This window comes from Streptomyces typhae (assembly GCF_009755605.1).
Classification (GTDB): domain Bacteria; phylum Actinomycetota; class Actinomycetes; order Streptomycetales; family Streptomycetaceae; genus Streptomyces; species Streptomyces typhae.
On record NZ_WPNZ01000008.1, the window covers coordinates 177,331 to 192,332 of the forward strand.

Annotated in this window: 17 protein-coding genes; 13 read left to right on the plus strand and 4 right to left on the minus strand. The window is 71.4% G+C overall.

Features of this window, described 5'->3' with window-relative positions; all coding sequences use genetic code 11:
- Positions 1-105: 105 nt before the first annotated feature.
- The 12 genes from GPA10_RS43695 to GPA10_RS16500 all read left to right on the plus strand — a co-directional run bounded on the left by GPA10_RS43695 (position 106) and on the right by GPA10_RS16500 (position 10,448).
- Complete coding sequence (locus GPA10_RS43695) at positions 106-189, plus strand: putative leader peptide (RefSeq protein ID WP_318657890.1); 84 nt, start codon at positions 106-108, stop codon at positions 187-189.
- A gap of 116 nt (positions 190-305) precedes the next feature.
- Positions 306-2,012, plus strand: coding sequence for a nitrite/sulfite reductase (locus GPA10_RS16450; protein WP_157166173.1), 1,707 nt, complete (start codon positions 306-308; stop codon positions 2,010-2,012).
- A complete protein-coding gene (locus GPA10_RS16455; protein WP_058849313.1) occupies positions 2,009-2,188 on the plus strand; it encodes a hypothetical protein in 180 nt (59 codons plus the stop codon). The genes GPA10_RS16450 and GPA10_RS16455 overlap by 4 nt, the downstream gene beginning before the upstream one ends.
- Positions 2,185-2,901, plus strand: coding sequence for a phosphoadenylyl-sulfate reductase (locus GPA10_RS16460; protein ID WP_058849314.1), 717 nt, complete (start codon positions 2,185-2,187; stop codon positions 2,899-2,901). The genes GPA10_RS16455 and GPA10_RS16460 overlap by 4 nt, the downstream gene beginning before the upstream one ends.
- Positions 2,898-3,464 carry an adenylyl-sulfate kinase gene (cysC, locus tag GPA10_RS16465; RefSeq protein ID WP_157166174.1) on the plus strand — a complete coding sequence of 189 codons (567 nt, stop codon included), beginning with the start codon at positions 2,898-2,900 and terminating at the stop codon, positions 3,462-3,464. Before GPA10_RS16460 ends, cysC begins: the two co-directional genes overlap by 4 nt.
- Positions 3,461-4,432, plus strand: coding sequence for a sulfate adenylyltransferase subunit CysD (gene cysD / locus GPA10_RS16470; RefSeq protein ID WP_246259217.1), 972 nt, complete (start codon positions 3,461-3,463; stop codon positions 4,430-4,432). The genes cysC and cysD overlap by 4 nt, the downstream gene beginning before the upstream one ends.
- A 2-nt stretch (positions 4,433-4,434) precedes the next feature.
- Positions 4,435-5,787 carry a sulfate adenylyltransferase subunit 1 gene (locus tag GPA10_RS16475; RefSeq protein WP_157166175.1) on the plus strand — a complete coding sequence of 451 codons (1,353 nt, stop codon included), beginning with the start codon at positions 4,435-4,437 and terminating at the stop codon, positions 5,785-5,787.
- 258 nt (positions 5,788-6,045) lie between these two features.
- Complete coding sequence (locus GPA10_RS16480; RefSeq protein ID WP_343040998.1) at positions 6,046-7,173, plus strand: aliphatic sulfonate ABC transporter substrate-binding protein; 1,128 nt, start codon at positions 6,046-6,048, stop codon at positions 7,171-7,173.
- A 42-nt stretch (positions 7,174-7,215) separates the two neighbouring features.
- Complete coding sequence (locus GPA10_RS16485; protein ID WP_157166176.1) at positions 7,216-8,016, plus strand: ABC transporter ATP-binding protein; 801 nt, start codon at positions 7,216-7,218, stop codon at positions 8,014-8,016.
- Positions 8,003-8,965 carry an ABC transporter permease gene (locus tag GPA10_RS16490; protein WP_157166177.1) on the plus strand — a complete coding sequence of 321 codons (963 nt, stop codon included), beginning with the start codon at positions 8,003-8,005 and terminating at the stop codon, positions 8,963-8,965. Before GPA10_RS16485 ends, GPA10_RS16490 begins: the two co-directional genes overlap by 14 nt.
- A 4-nt stretch (positions 8,966-8,969) precedes the next feature.
- Positions 8,970-9,845, plus strand: coding sequence for a sirohydrochlorin chelatase (locus GPA10_RS16495; RefSeq protein WP_157166178.1), 876 nt, complete (start codon positions 8,970-8,972; stop codon positions 9,843-9,845).
- Positions 9,846-9,911: 66 nt separating this feature from the next.
- Positions 9,912-10,448 carry a GNAT family N-acetyltransferase gene (locus GPA10_RS16500; RefSeq protein WP_058849322.1) on the plus strand — a complete coding sequence of 179 codons (537 nt, stop codon included), beginning with the start codon at positions 9,912-9,914 and terminating at the stop codon, positions 10,446-10,448.
- On the opposite strand, the gene GPA10_RS16505 is transcribed toward GPA10_RS16500, so the two are convergent.
- Positions 10,417-11,460, minus strand: coding sequence for a ketopantoate reductase family protein (locus GPA10_RS16505; RefSeq protein ID WP_157166179.1), 1,044 nt, complete (start codon positions 11,458-11,460; stop codon positions 10,417-10,419). The genes GPA10_RS16500 and GPA10_RS16505 overlap by 32 nt on opposite strands.
- Before the next feature lie 107 nt (positions 11,461-11,567).
- Here GPA10_RS16505 and GPA10_RS16510 point away from each other — a divergent pair, with 107 nt between their 5' ends.
- Positions 11,568-12,479, plus strand: a complete 912-nt coding sequence (locus tag GPA10_RS16510) for a transglutaminase-like domain-containing protein (RefSeq protein WP_157166180.1) — start codon at positions 11,568-11,570, stop codon at positions 12,477-12,479.
- Here the strand turns inward: GPA10_RS16510 and GPA10_RS16515 are convergent.
- The 3 genes from GPA10_RS16515 to GPA10_RS16525 form a co-directional block, all read right to left on the minus strand.
- Positions 12,451-12,861: a nuclear transport factor 2 family protein gene (locus tag GPA10_RS16515; protein ID WP_058849325.1), complete on the minus strand. Its 411-nt coding sequence runs from the start codon at positions 12,859-12,861 to the stop codon at positions 12,451-12,453. The two genes, GPA10_RS16510 and GPA10_RS16515, sit on opposite strands and share 29 nt — an antisense overlap.
- Positions 12,854-13,414 carry a DUF1697 domain-containing protein gene (locus GPA10_RS16520; RefSeq protein WP_058849326.1) on the minus strand — a complete coding sequence of 187 codons (561 nt, stop codon included), beginning with the start codon at positions 13,412-13,414 and terminating at the stop codon, positions 12,854-12,856. Before GPA10_RS16520 ends, GPA10_RS16515 begins: the two co-directional genes overlap by 8 nt.
- 78 nt (positions 13,415-13,492) lie before the next feature.
- Positions 13,493-14,701 (minus strand): S8 family peptidase, encoded by a 1,209-nt coding sequence (locus tag GPA10_RS16525; protein WP_157166181.1) that lies wholly within the window; start codon positions 14,699-14,701, stop codon positions 13,493-13,495.
- Between the last annotated feature and the right edge of the window lie 301 nt (positions 14,702-15,002).

Below are 15,002 nucleotides of genomic sequence, written 5' to 3' on the forward strand. Positions count from 1 at the left end.
GAGGGGAGCGGGGAGAAGGGCGGGCACGCCCACGATGCGGGACGGTTTGGTCCACACTGTGGACGGAGGTGGACTGCGCCGAAAGGCGCGTGACACGCTTCCGTCATGTCTCGAGCTGGAACCGCCCTGGTGAGTCGACGCCACGTCGACCTCGGCCGCATGTCCAGCGCCATGTGTCCGGCAAGCTGAGAAACCCAGCACCGCCGCTTCCCCCCTTTGTCTGACCCTCCCCGCACACCCCCGCGCCCTCTTCGCGAGTGTGCAGGTCAGAGCCGCTTTCAGCCCGCTGTGAAGGACATACACCCATGGCTGCCAACCCTGAGAACCCCGCGACCGCCGCCCCTCGCGCGCCTGGGCGCAAGGCGAGCCGCCACCGTGGCGAGGGCCAGTGGGCTGCCGGTCACTTCACCCCGCTCAACGGCAACGAACAGTTCAAGAAGGACGACGACGGTCTCAATGTGCGGACACGCATTGAGACGATCTACTCCAAGCGCGGCTTCCACTCGATCGACCCCAACGACCTGCGCGGCCGTATGCGCTGGTGGGGGCTGTACACCCAGCGCAAGCCCGGGATCGACGGCGGCAAGACCGCGATCCTGGAGCCGGAGGAGCTGGACGACGAGTACTTCATGCTCCGGGTGCGCATCGACGGCGGCAGGCTCACCACCGCCCAACTGCGTGTGATCGGCGAGATCTCGCAGGAGTTCGCCCGCGGCACCGCCGACATCACCGACCGGCAGAACATCCAGTACCACTGGATCCGCATCGAGGACATGCCGGAGATCTGGCGGCGCCTGGAGGGCGTGGGCCTGTCCACGACGGAGGCGTGCGGCGACACCCCGCGCGTCATCCTCGGCTCCCCCGTCGCCGGGATCGCCGAGGACGAGATCATCGACGGCACGCCCGCCGTCGAGGAGATCAACCGCCGTTTCATCGGCAACCCGGCGTTCTCGAACCTGCCGCGCAAGTTCAAGACCGCGATCTCCGGCTCGCCGCTCCTGGACGTGGCGCACGAGATCAACGACGTCGCGTTCGTCGGCGTGGTGCACCCCGACCTCGGCCCCGGCTTCGACCTGTGGGTCGGCGGCGGTCTGTCCACCAACCCCAAGATCGGCCAGCGGCTCGGCGCCTGGGTGCCGCTGGAGGACGTACCGGACGTCTTCGAGGGCGTCATCTCGATCTTCCGTGACTACGGCTACCGCCGTCTGCGCAACCGGGCCCGTCTGAAGTTCCTCCTCGCCGACTGGGGCACGGCCAAGTTCCGTCAGGTCCTTCAGGACGAGTACCTGCTGCGCAAGCTCGCCGACGGGCCCGCGCCCGAGCAGCCGGTGCAGCGCTGGCGCGACCACATCGGGGTGCACCGGCAGCGGGACGGCCGGTTCTACGTCGGGTTCGCCCCGCGCGTCGGCCGTGTCGACGGCACCGTACTGACGAAGATCGCCGACCTGGCCGCCGCGCACGGCTCGGGCCGGCTCAGCACCACCGTCGAGCAGAAGATGATCGTGCTCGACGTCGCGGAGGACCAGGTGGACTCGCTGGTCGAGGGCCTGGAGGCGCTCGATCTGACGGCGCGCCCCTCCTCGTTCCGGCGCGGCACCATGGCCTGCACGGGCATCGAGTTCTGCAAGCTCGCGATCGTCGAGACGAAGGCGCGCGGTGCCTCGCTCATCGACGAACTGGAGCGCCGCATCCCGGACTTCGACGAGCCCATCACCATCAACATCAACGGCTGCCCGAACGCCTGCGCGCGGATCCAGGTGGCCGACATCGGCCTGAAGGGCCAGCTCGTCCTGGACGCCGACGGCAACCAGGTCGAGGGCTACCAGGTGCACCTGGGCGGCGCGCTCGGCCTTCAGGCCGGGTTCGGCCGCAAGGTGCGCGGCCTGAAGGTCACCGCCGCCGAGCTGCCCGACTACGTGGAGCGCGTGCTCAAGCGGTTCCAGGCCGAGCGCGCCGACGGCGAGCGGTTCGCCACCTGGGCGGGCCGCGCCTCCGAGGAGGCCCTTTCGTGAGCGAGCGCGCGGCCCCCTTCTACTGCCCCTACTGCGGTGACGAGGACCTGCGGCCGAACGACCAGGGCCATGGCGCGTGGGAATGCGCGGCATGCAACCGAGCCTTCCAGTTGAAGTTCCTCGGGTTGCTGACCCGTGGACTTCAGCGCGACGACACTGGAGGGGAACAGATATGACGACGGCTCAGGAGCCGGGCACGGCCACTCCGGCCGGGCTGCGGGCACTCGCCGAGCAGGCCGGGCGCGACCTGGAGGACGCCTCCGCGCTCGACATCCTCACGTGGGCGACGGACACCTTCGGCGAGCGGTTCTGCGTGACCTCGTCGATGGAGGACGCGGTGGTCGCCCACCTCGCCGCCCGCGTCCGCCCCGGTGTGGACGTGGTCTTCCTCGACACCGGCTACCACTTCCCGGAGACCATCGGCACCCGTGACGCCGTCGAAGCCGTCATGGACGTCAACGTCATCACGCTCACGCCGCGGCTGACCGTGGCCGAGCAGGACGCCGAGCACGGCCCGCGGCTGCACGACCGCGACCCCGACCTGTGCTGCGCGATGCGCAAGGTCGAGCCCCTCGAAGAGGGCCTTCGCGGCTACGCCGCATGGGCGACGGGCCTGCGCCGCGACGAGTCGCCGACCCGTGCGGACACCCCGGTCGTCGGCTGGGACGAGAAGCGGCAGAAGGTCAAGGTCTCGCCGATCGCCCGCTGGACGCAGGACGACGTGGACGCCTACGTCACCGAGCACGGCGTCCTCACCAACCCGCTGCTCATGGACGGCTACGGCTCCGTGGGCTGCGCGCCGTGCACCCGGCGCCTCCTCGACGGCGAGGACGCGCGTGCCGGACGGTGGGCGGGCCGCACCAAGACCGAGTGCGGGCTGCACGGATGACCGCCCCTCAGAGCATTCAGGAGACACTTGTGACCGGAGCCACCGTCTGGCTCACGGGCCTGCCCAGCGCCGGCAAGACCACCGTCGCGCACGAGCTCGCGCGGACCCTGCGGGCCGAGGGCCGGGCCGTGGAGGTGCTCGACGGCGACGAGATCCGCGAGTTCCTCTCCGCGGGCCTCGGCTTCAGCCGCACCGACCGCGACACCAACGTGCAGCGCATCGGCTTCGTCGCCGAACTCCTCGCCCGCAACGGCGTGCTGACCCTCGTACCGGTCATCGCGCCGTTCGCGGACAGCCGCGAGGCGGTGCGCAAGCGCCACCAGGCGGGCGGCACCCCCTACCTGGAGGTGCACGTGGCCACGCCGGTGGAGGTCTGCTCCGTACGCGACGTGAAGGGCCTGTACGCCAAGCAGGCCGCGGGGGAGATCTCCGGGCTCACGGGCGTCGACGACCCGTACGAGGAGCCCGAGTCGCCGGATCTGCGCGTCGAGTCGCAGGACCAGACCGTGCAGGAGTCCGCCGCAGCCGTGTACGCGCTGCTCACCGAGAGGGGTCTGGCATGACGACCGCCGCGAGCGTCGAGGCCTCCGGTGACTCCGGGGGCTCCGAGGGGAGTCACGGGGGCGACGACAGCCCGTACGCGCTGTCGCACCTGGACGCCCTGGAGTCCGAGGCCGTGCACATCTTCCGTGAGGTCGCGGGCGAGTTCGAGCGGCCGGTGATCCTGTTCTCCGGCGGCAAGGACTCCATCGTCATGCTGCATCTGGCGCTGAAGGCGTTCGCGCCCGCGCCGGTGCCGTTCTCGCTCCTGCACGTCGACACCGGGCACAACTTCCCGGAGGTCATCGACTACCGGGACCGGACGGTGGCGCGGCACGGCCTGCGGTTGCACGTGGCCTCCGTACAGGACTACATCGACCGCGGTGTCCTGCGTGAACGTCCCGACGGCACCCGCAACCCGCTCCAGACGCTGCCGCTCACGGAGAAGATCCAGGCCGAGCGGTTCGACGCGGTCTTCGGCGGCGGGCGGCGCGACGAGGAGAAGGCGCGCGCCAAAGAGCGGGTGTTCTCGCTGCGCGACGAGTTCTCGCAGTGGGACCCGCGCCGGCAGCGCCCGGAGCTGTGGCAGCTCTACAACGGGCGGCACGCGCCCGGCGAGCACGTGCGGGTGTTCCCGCTGTCCAACTGGACCGAGCTGGACGTGTGGCAGTACATCGCCCGTGAGGGGATCGAGCTGCCGGAGATCTACTTCGCGCACGAGCGGGACGTCTTCAAGCGCTCGGGCATGTGGCTGACCGCGGGCGACTGGGGCGGTCCGAAGGAGGGCGAGGACGTCGAGCGGCGCCAGGTGCGCTATCGCACGGTCGGCGACATGTCGTGCACCGGCGCCGTCGAGTCCGACGCGACGACGCTCGCCGACGTGATCACCGAGATCGCCGCGTCCCGGCTCACCGAGCGCGGGGCGACCCGCGCCGACGACAAGCTCTCCGAGGCCGCGATGGAAGACCGCAAGCGCGAGGGGTACTTCTAGCCATGACCAGCACCACCGACACCGCCGCCGCGGAACTCGCCGGTCTGTCCGCGACCACCCTGCTGCGGTTCGCCACCGCGGGCTCCGTCGACGACGGCAAGTCCACCCTCGTGGGCCGGCTCCTGCACGACTCCAAGTCGGTCCTCGCCGACCAGCTGGAGGCCGTCGAGCACGCCTCGCGCAGCCGCGGCGCCGAGGGCCCCGACCTGGCGCTGCTCACCGACGGCCTGCGGGCCGAGCGGGAGCAGGGCATCACCATCGACGTGGCGTACCGCTACTTCGCCACACCCCGGCGCCGCTTCATCCTCGCGGACACCCCGGGCCATGTGCAGTACACCCGGAACATGGTCACGGGCGCCTCCACGGCCGACCTCGCGGTGGTCCTGGTGGACGCCCGCAACGGCGTCATCGAGCAGACCCGCAGGCACGCCGCGGTGGCCGCGCTGCTGCGGGTGCCGCACGTGGTGCTCGCCGTGAACAAGATGGACCTCGTCGAGTACGCGGAGCCGGTGTTCGCGCGGATCGCGGAGGAGTTCACCGCGTACGCGGGCGAGCTGGGCGTCCCCGAGATCACCGCGATCCCGATCTCGGCGCTCGCCGGGGACAACGTGGTGGAGCCGTCGTCGAACATGGACTGGTACGGCGGCCCCACGGTCCTTGAGCACCTGGAGACCGTGCCCGTCAGCCACGACCTGACGAGCTGCCACGCGCGTCTTCCGGTGCAGTACGTGATCCGGCCGGGGACCGCCGAGCACCCCGACTACCGGGGCTACGCGGGCCAGATCGCCGCGGGCACCTTCCGGGTCGGCGAGTCGGTCACCGTCCTGCCGTCGGGGCGGACGTCGAAGGTCGCGGGCATCGATCTGCTCGGGAAGCCGGTGGACGTGGCGTGGACCCCGCAGTCGGTGACCGTGCTCCTGGAGGACGACATCGACGTCTCGCGGGGCGACCTGATCGTCCCGAGCAGTGACACGCCGTCGACGGCCCAGGACATCGCGGCCACCGTCTGCCACGTCGCCGACCAGCCGCTCACGGTGGGCCAGCGGGTGCTGCTCAAGCACACCACCCGTACGGTCAAGGCGATCGTGAAGCAGATCCCGTCCCGGCTGACCCTGGACGACCTCTCCCAGCACCCGAACCCGGAGCAGCTCGTCGCCAACGACATCGGACGGGTCCTGGTGCGCACGGCGGAGCCGCTCGCGCTCGACGCGTACGCCGACTCGCGGCGCACCGGTTCCTTCCTCCTGATCGACCCGGCGGACGGTACGACGCTCGCGGCCGGCATGGCCGGTGAGGCCTTCGCCAAGCCCGTCGACACCGCGCCGCCCGCGGACGACGAGGGGTGGGACTTCTGACCATGGCCTCGATCAATGTGTACGCGACGTTCGCCAAGGAGGGCGGCCGGGTCGGCAGCGGCGCCCTCGGGGCGGGTTCGGGCGGCGTGACGCGATGTGTGCGATGACGTACGCGCACCGCTCGCGCGCCCTCACCCCCCGCCGTCCCTTCGCACGCAGACGAAGATCCGCCGACATCCACCCGGCCGCACCCTGACGGTGCCGAGCACCGGGCCAACGAGAGGAACACCTCCCGTGCCTGCCATCCGTATCCCTGGCATTCCCGCTCGACGTAAGACCCGCGCGCACCGCAGAGGCCGCACGGCCGCGGCAGCCGCCCTCCCCCTGCTCGCTCTGACACTTTCCGCCTGCGGATACGGCTCGGACTCCGACAAGGACGACGACGGCAAGGCGAAGATCGCCGCCGACGCGAAGAAGATCGAAGGCCTGGACCAGGTGAAGATCGGGTACTTCCCGAACCTGACCCACGGCACCGCGCTCGTCGGCGACCAGGAAGGCCTGTTCCAGAAGGAGCTGGGCGCCACCAAGGCGACGTACTCCCAGTTCAACGCGGGCCCCTCGGCGATCGAGGCGCTGAACTCGAAGTCCATCGACATCAGCTGGATCGGCCCGTCGCCCGCGATCAACGGCTACACCAAGTCCGACGGCAAGAACCTGCGGATCATCGGCGGCTCGGCGTCCGGCGGCGTCAAGCTCGTCGTGAACCCGAAGAAGATCAAGTCCCTCGACGACGTCAAGGGCAAGAAGATCGCGACGCCTCAGCTCGGCAACACCCAGGACGTGGCCTTCCTCAACTGGATCAAGACCAAGGGCTGGAAGGTCGACGCCCAGAGCGGCAAGGGCGACGTCTCCGTGGTCCGCACCGACAACAAGATCACCCCGGACGCCTACAGGTCCGGTTCGATCGACGGCGCCTGGGTGCCGGAGCCGACCGCGTCCAAGCTGGTCTCGGAGGGCGCGAAGGTGCTGCTCGACGAGGCCGACCTGTGGCCGGACAAGAAGTTCGTGATCACCAACATCATCGTGCGGCAGGAGTTCCTGAAGGAGCACCCGAAGGTCGTCGAGGCCGTGCTCAGGGGCGCGGTGAAGACGAACCAGTTCATCGAGGACAACCCGGAGAAGGCGAAGGCCGCCGCCAACGCCAAGCTGAAGCAGCACTCCGGCAAGGCACTGCCCGCGAACGTCATCGACCCGGCCTGGAAGTCGATCCAGTTCATCAACGACCCGCTGGCGGCGACGCTCGACACCGAGGCCGAGCACGCCGTGAAGGCGGGCCTCCTGGAGCAGCCCGACCTCAAGGGCATCTACGACCTCGGACCGCTCAACAAGGTCCTGAAGGCGGCGGGCGAGCCCGCGGTCGAGGACGCCGGTCTCGGCGTCAAGTAGTCGGATCACGCCCACAGTTCAGGTTCTCAGGAGGTGACGACCATGGGCACGACGCTCACCAAGGCACCCGAAAGCGCCGCACACACCGTGGACGCGGCCGGGCTCGCCGCACGCATCGAGCACGTCTCGAAGTCCTTCGCGACACCGGCGGGACAGCAGCTCGTCCTCGACGACATCACGCTGGACGTGGCCCAGGGGGAGTTCGTCACCCTCCTGGGGGCCTCGGGCTGTGGCAAGTCGACCCTGCTCAACCTGGTGGCCGGGCTCGACAAGCCGTCCGTGGGCGCCATCGCCACGGACGGCCGCCCGGCCCTGATGTTCCAGGAGCACGCCCTGTTCCCGTGGCTGACCGCGGGCAAGAACATCGAGCTCGCCCTGAAGCTGAGCGGTCTGCCCAAGGCCGAACGGCGCCCGCGGGCCGAGGAGTTGCTGGCCCTGGTCCGGCTCGAGGGCGCGTACGGCAAGCGGGTGCACGAGCTGTCCGGCGGCATGCGCCAGCGCGTCGCGCTGGCCCGCGCGCTCGCCCAGGACAGCAAGCTGCTCCTGATGGACGAGCCGTTCGCCGCGCTCGACGCCATCACGCGGGACGTGCTGCACGACGAGCTGACCCGGATCTGGCGCGAGACCGGCGTCTCCGTCCTGTTCGTCACGCACAACGTCCGTGAGGCGGTACGGCTCGCCCAGCGCGTGGTCCTGCTGTCCTCGCGGCCCGGCCGGGTGGCGCGCGAGTGGACCGTCGACATCGAGCAGCCGCGTCGCATCGACGACACGGCGGTGGCGGAGCTGTCCGTCGAGATCACCGAAGAACTGCGTGGGGAGATCCGCCGCCATGGGCAGCACTGAGACGACGCCCGCTCCACGCAAGGGCGAGGGGCACGACACCGACACCACCGATACCACGGCCACCACCGACGCCGTACCCCACAGCAAGGACACCCAGGACCTGGCGGGTCTGGAGGCGGGCCTCGACGCCCTGGACACCGTGCAGACGCGGCGCACGCCGCTGCGCCAGACACTCGTGCAGAAGGTCCTGCCGCCGATCACGGCCGTCGTGCTCGTCCTCGTGGTGTGGCAGGTCCTGGTCTGGGCGGAGGTGACCGACAGCTACAAGCTGCCGGCGCCGGACGCCGTGTGGCAGGAGGTCGAGAACGCCTGGCGGCAGGGCACGCTCCTGGAGTACATCTGGACGTCCGTCTCGCGCGGCATGTTCGGCTTCCTGATGGCGCTCGCCATCGGCACGCCGCTCGGTCTGATCGTCGCGCGGGTCAAGTTCGTGCGGGCGGCGATCGGCCCGATCCTGTCCGGCCTCCAGTCGCTGCCGTCGGTGGCGTGGGTGCCGCCCGCGGTGATCTGGCTCGGGCTCAACGACAAGATGATGTACGCGGTGATCCTGCTCGGCGCGGTGCCGTCGATCGCCAACGGCCTGGTGGCGGGCGTGGACCAGGTGCCGCCGCTGTTCCTGCGGGCGGGCCGCACCCTGGGCGCGACCGGTCTGCGCGGGACCTGGCACATCGTCATGCCCGCGGCCCTGCCCGGCTATCTCGCGGGCCTGAAGCAGGGCTGGGCGTTCTCCTGGCGGTCGTTGATGGCCGCCGAGATCATCGCGCAGTCCCCCGACCTCGGGATGGGTCTCGGCCAGCTCCTGGAAGCGGGCCGCACCAACAGCAGCATGTCCCAGGTCTTCCTCGCCATCCTGCTCATCCTGATCGTCGGCATCGCCATCGACCTGATCGTCTTCAGTCCCCTGGAGCGGTGGGTCCTGCGCAGCCGCGGCCTGCTGGTGAAGAGCTGATCCCATGTACCACCGCACATCGCCGTCCCGGCCCGGCCACCGCGGCCGGGGCCCGGTCCTCCTCGCGGTCGCGCACGGCAGCCGCGATCCACGGCACGCCGCGACCGTCCGGGCGCTGCTGCGCACGGTGCGCGCGCGGCGGCCCGGACTGCGGGTGGAGGTGGGCTTCCTGGACTTCGACACCCCGTCGGTCCCGGCCGTCCTCGCCCGCCTCGACGAGGAGGGCGTGCGGGACGTCGTCGCCCTGCCCCTCCTCCTCACCCGCGCCTTCCACGCCAAGGCCGACATCCCGGCGGTCCTGAAGCAGGCTCCGCCGGGCCTCCGGGTCCGGCAGGCGGGGGTCCTCGGTCCGGCGCCGCTGCTCCTGGCCGCCTTGGAGAGGCGGCTGTACGAGGCGGGGCTCGACCCCGCCGACAAGGCCACGACCGGGGTCGTCCTGGCCTCGGCGGGGTCCACCGATCCGGAGGCGGGCGCAGTGATCGCTGACATCGCGCGGGAGTGGCGGCACACCGGTTGGTGCGCCGTGCGGCCTGCGTTCGCCTCCGCCACCTCGGCCTCCGCCGCCGCCTCCGTCACCTCGGCCTCCGCCCCTTCCTTCGAGGGTTTTCCGCCCACGGCGGAGGCGGTGCGCCTGCTGCGGGCCGAGCCCGGAGTGCGGCGGGTGGCGGTCGCCCCCTATGTCCTCGCGCCGGGTTTCCTGCCCGACCGGATCGCCCGGGGCGCCGCGGAGGCGGGCGCCGACGTCCTGGCCGGCGTGCTCGGTGACTCACCGCTCGTGGCCCGGGTGCTGCTCGACCGCTTCGACGCCTGCCGCCGCTTCACCGCGGGCCGCTCCCCGGCGTCCGCCGGGGCCGGGAACGCCCTGTCGCGCCCGGCCTGATCTTGTCCCGGGCGTCGGCCGGAAACCGCTTGCGGGGCCGCGCGCGGCCCCCTTAGCGTCTCGCGGATGACCCCCGAGCCGTTCGCCCCCGAACTGCGGTCCGAGCGACTGGTGCTCTCCGCGTACGTCGCCGCAGACGAGGCGGAGTTCGTCGCGCTGTTCCAGGACGACGCCGTGGGGCGCTGGTTCGGCGAGGGCATGCAGAGCGCCGAGGAGAACAGGGCGCTGTTCGCGCGGCTGTTCAGCATCGTGTACGCGGAGCGGCGCTTCCCGGTGTGGGCGGTGCGCCACAACGGGCGGTACGCGGGCCACGCCGAGATCAAGCCGTCCCCCGAGCCCTGGCTCGACGGCCACGAGATCGTCTACGGCCTGTCCCGGGACAGCTGGGGCCTCGGCCTCGGCACGGAGCTCGCGGGCCTGCTCACGGACTACGGCCACCGGACGCTCGGGCTCGCCGAGGTGCACGCCACCGTGGACGCCCAGAACACGCCGTCCATCACCGTCCTCAAGCGCCTCGGCTACACGCAGGGCCGCGAGGTGCGCGAGGACCACGGGGGGACGACGCTCCAGTTCACGTCACGGGCCGAGGCTCCTCGCCCCTGACCCGTTCGACGTGGGCGACCAGCTCCGCCACCGGCATCGACCCCGCCGCCCTGCGCTCCTGCGCGAAGGTGTTCGCGAGCCGCTGGAGCGCGTCGTTCACCGGCGTCGGCACCCCGTGCTCCCGGCCGAGCAGCGCGATCTCACCGTTGAGGTAGTCGACCTCGACGGTGCCGGTGCCACGGGTGAGGCTCTGCCAGGTGGAGCCGCCGCGCGGGCCGCCCGCGCCGTTGGCGCCGCTCTCCATGGGCTCGAGGACGAGGCGCCCGGCGCGGGCCGCGACGTGCTCCCGCTCGCCGACCGCCGCGATCCCGGCCGCGGCGAGCACGGCCTCGCCCTCGGCGCGGGCGCGGCGGTTCACCGCGAGGGCGGCCTCCTCGACGAGGGGACCCGTCAGCGCCTCGACGGCGTTGGCGAGGTTGGCGAGGAGCTTGCCGTACTTCCAGCGCATCACGTCCCCGACGACGGGCGCGAGCAGCTTGGCGTCCTGAAGGCCGGCGGCGACGCGCCGGGCGGTGTCGTCGGTCCCCGACGGGTACCGGCCGATGTGCAGGATGCCGGTGTAGGGGGCACCGGCGGCGGCGACGGTGCCGGGCTCGACGTACGTCGCGGGCAGCCACACGCACATGCCGTACACGCGGGCGAAGCGGCGCAGGGCCATCCGTTCGCTGTCGACGCCGTTCTGCGCGCAGACCACGGGCAGCGACTCGGCGGCCGTCGTGCCGCCCGCGACGGGCCGGGTGCTCCAGGCGCCCAGGGCGGCCTCGGAGTCCTGGGTCTTGACGGCGAGGACGAGCACGTCGTCCGGGCGCAGGGTGCCGAGTTCGGCGGGCTCCGACACGACGGGCGGCCGGTGGGTGCGGGTGCCGTCGGGTGTCGTGAGGGTGAGCCCGCGCTCCCGCAGGGCCCGCAGGTGCGCGCCCCGGGCGACCAGGACGACGTCGTGCCCCGCCTCGGCGAGGCGCCCGCCGACGCTGCCGCCGACGGCCCCCGCTCCGATGATGATGTATCGCATGGGGCGAGCCTCGCACAGGTGATCGGTCAAGGGTCAGGGAAACGGGAGCACTTGCCCGGAGTCACAGCGCTGGACCTTGCCCCTGGGGCAGACCCCACGCTCCCGCCATGGACAGCGACTATCTGACCCAGAGCCCGTACAGCGACCCCGGGCCCCGCCTCGACGCCCTGCTCGGCGGCGCCCCGCTCCCCCGCGACCCGGCCGCGCTCGCCGCTGTCGTACGCGGTCTGCTGATGCACCGCGAGGAGCGTGGCGCCTTCGGTTACGAGGTGCCGGTGGACCGGCTGCACGGGGACGCGGAGACGCGGTACGCGGGCGAGATCCTGCGCATCGTCGGCGAGCGCGGCAGCACGGTGCTCACCGAGCCCCGGGAGCCCGGCGCGCGGTTCGTGGCGACCTGCCGGGACTTCGCGGTGCTGCTGTGCTCGCTGCTGCGGGCCACCGGCACTCCGGCGCGGGTGCGGGCGGGGTACGGGGCGTACTTCGAGACGGGCCTGTACGACAACCACTGGGTGACGGAGTACTGGCGGTCCGGGCGCGGCTGGGTCCTCAGCGACGTGCAACTGCTCGGTGGTTCGTACGACGTGTCCTTCGACCCCATGGACGTTCCCCGGGACCAGTTCCTGGTCGCCGGTGACGCCTGGCGGGCGTGCCGGGAGGGCCGCGCCGACCCGGACACGTTCACGGTGGCGACGGTCCCGGAGATCAAGGGGCTCGCCCTGGTGCGTGCCGATGTGGTGGCCGACCTCGCCGCGCTCGGCGGCGTGGAGGTGCTGCCGTGGGACGGCTGGGGCCTGATGGAGAAGGACGACGCGGACGTCACGGACGACGACCTGGCGCTGCTCGACACGGTGGCCGCCCTCACGTCGGCGGCCCATCTGACGGCGCGGCCCGTGCGTCCCGGGGGTGTCCGGCGGCTCCTGGCCGACGCGCGCCTGGCCGTGCCGCGCGAGATCGTCTCGCACGCCACCTACCTCGGGACCCGCACGGTCACCCTCGCGGCGCCGGCCGGGCCGTGAACGGCGTGCCCTGATGGAACCAGAGGCGCCAGCCGTCGCCGGTGCGCCGCCACAGGGAACTGCGGTGCGCCAGGCGGCCGTTGGTGTCGGTGTCGAAGGTGAGGTGCACCAGGTCGTCGGCGAGTTGGACGCCGCGCATGCGGGAGGTGGTGGCGGGCCGGTCGCCCGGTCCGGGCCGCTCGGTGAGGACCTTGACGATCGACGCGCGGTCCCAGCGGGCCCCGGACGCGCCGAACTCGGTGAAGTCGGGGTGCAGCAGGGCGCCGAACAGCTCCGGCGACGCCCGTACCTCGGGGTCGAGGAGGCGCAGTTCGTTCTCGATGGCCGCCTGGACGGCGGGCGAGCGCCCGGAGAGCGCGGCGGCGTCGGCCGTGTCAGACATCGGTCATCTCCACGAGCTTGGTGACGGTGTTCCAGTTGCGGCTGGTGGCGATGAGGCCCTTGGTGATCGACGGGCGGGCGAGGGCACCGGCGAGCCGGGAGGTTCCGAGGCCGTCGGGCACGTACAGATACAGGGCGCGGTCGCCGAGCCTGAACTCCTCCGGGAGGTAGGCCGCTTGGTCGACGGCCGCGAACCGGTCGGCGTCGACGGGCGCCGAGAAGTACGTGACGTGCAGCTGCCTGCCCTCCAGCGTCGCCGCGGGGAAGGGGCAGGCGGCCGCCACCGCCTTCAGGTACGCCGCGTCGCGCACCAGGACGTCGACGGTGAACCCGTACTCCCGCTCCAGGGCCGCGGTCACCCCTGCGGCCAGGGACTCCTCGTCGCCGTGGTCCGCGGTGAAGACGGCGTTGCCGCTCTGCAGGTGGGTCCGTACGTCGCCGTGCCCGAGCCCTTCGAGGAGCGCGCGCAGGCGCGGCATCGCCACTTTCCGCATCCTCACGCTGCCGCCCACATTGATGCCGCGCAGCAGCGCCGCGTAGATCTTCGTCGCCATGCGCACACGATAAGGCGGCCGCCGTGCCCCGTGGGGGTGGGCACGACGGCCGCCGGCTTCAGTGGGCCGTGGCGGTGCCTACTCGACGACCTTCAGGAGCTTGTTGGGGGTGCCCTCGCTCGGGTTGGAGATCTTGTCGGCGGTGGCGCCGTCGGTCAGGGCCTTGGCGACGGCGTCGGGGGCGGCGTCCTTGTGGGCACCGAGGTAGACGGCGGCGGCGCCCACGACGTGCGGGGTCGCCATCGAGGTGCCGGAGATGGTCTTGGTGGCGTCGTCACCGGTGTTCCAGGCCGACGTGATGTCCGAGCCGGGGGCGTAGATGTCCACGGAGGAGCCGAAGTTGGAGAAGTCCGACTGCTGGTCGTCCTTGGTGGAGGAGGCGACCGTGATGGCCTCCTTGACGCGGGCCGGGGAGCCCTGGCTCGCGTCGGTCGACTCGTTGCCCGCGGCCACGCCGAAGGTGACGCCGGCGGCGACGGCCTTGCGGACGGCCTCGTCGAGGGCCTCGTCGGCGCCGCCACCGAGGCTCATGTTGGCGACGGAGGGGCCCTGGTGGTTCTTGGTGACCCAGTCGATGCCCGCGACGACCTGCTCGGTGGTGCCGGAACCCTGGTCGTCCAGGACGCGGACGGCGACGACCTTCGCCTTCTTGGCGACACCGTGCGCGGCACCGGCGATGGTGCCCGCGACGTGGGTGCCGTGGCCGTTGCCGTCGTCGGCGTTGTCGTCGTTGTCGACGGCGTCGAAGCCGGAGGTGGCACGGCCGCCGAAGTCCTTGTGGCTGACGCGGACGCCGGTGTCGATGACGTACGCGGTGACGCCCTCGCCCGCGGCGTCGGGGTACGTGTACTTCTTGTCGCCGGCCGTGTCCGCCTGGTCGATGCGGTCCAGGCCCCACGACGGCGGGTTGTCCTGGGTGGCGTCGATGGTGAACTTCTTGTTCTGCACGACCTTGCCGACGGCCGGGTCGGCAGCGAGGCGCTTGGCCTCGGTCTCCGTCAGGCTCTTGGCGGCGAAGCCGTTGACGGCCGAGGAGTAGGCGCGGCTGAGCTTGCCGCCGTACTCCTTCGCGAGGTCGGACTTGGCCGACTTGTCGGCCTTCTCGTCGAGCAGCACGATGTAGCTGCCGTCGACGGCGCCCTTGGCGTCCGCGCCGTAGATCTTGCCCTCGGCGGGGGTCGAGGCCCCGGCGAACGATCCGGCGAAGACGGTCACACCCACCGCGGTGGCGGCGGTGGCTATCGCAGCGGTGAGCTTCATCGTGCGAGCGCGCTTGTGGGTTGCCATGAAGAGGGGTCTCCTCGTGGTTCTGTGGGGGGATGTGGGGGGTTTCAAAGCCTTTGTGCTGTTGTGCAGCCATGACTGCGACACCCGGTCGCCTCCGAAAGAACTGAAGATCTCCGGGCGTTGGGACGAAACCTTGTCTGAATGACGCGCGCAGATCAATACCTTCCTGCGCCTGTGACTTGTTCAACAAGGTTCTGTAATAACAAAAAGGGGACGTGGTCACACTTCGGACACCTCGCAGGTACGAGACCTCCTGGACCGGGTCCACCCGGACCCGTGTAGGTGCCAGAACCCGATGGGT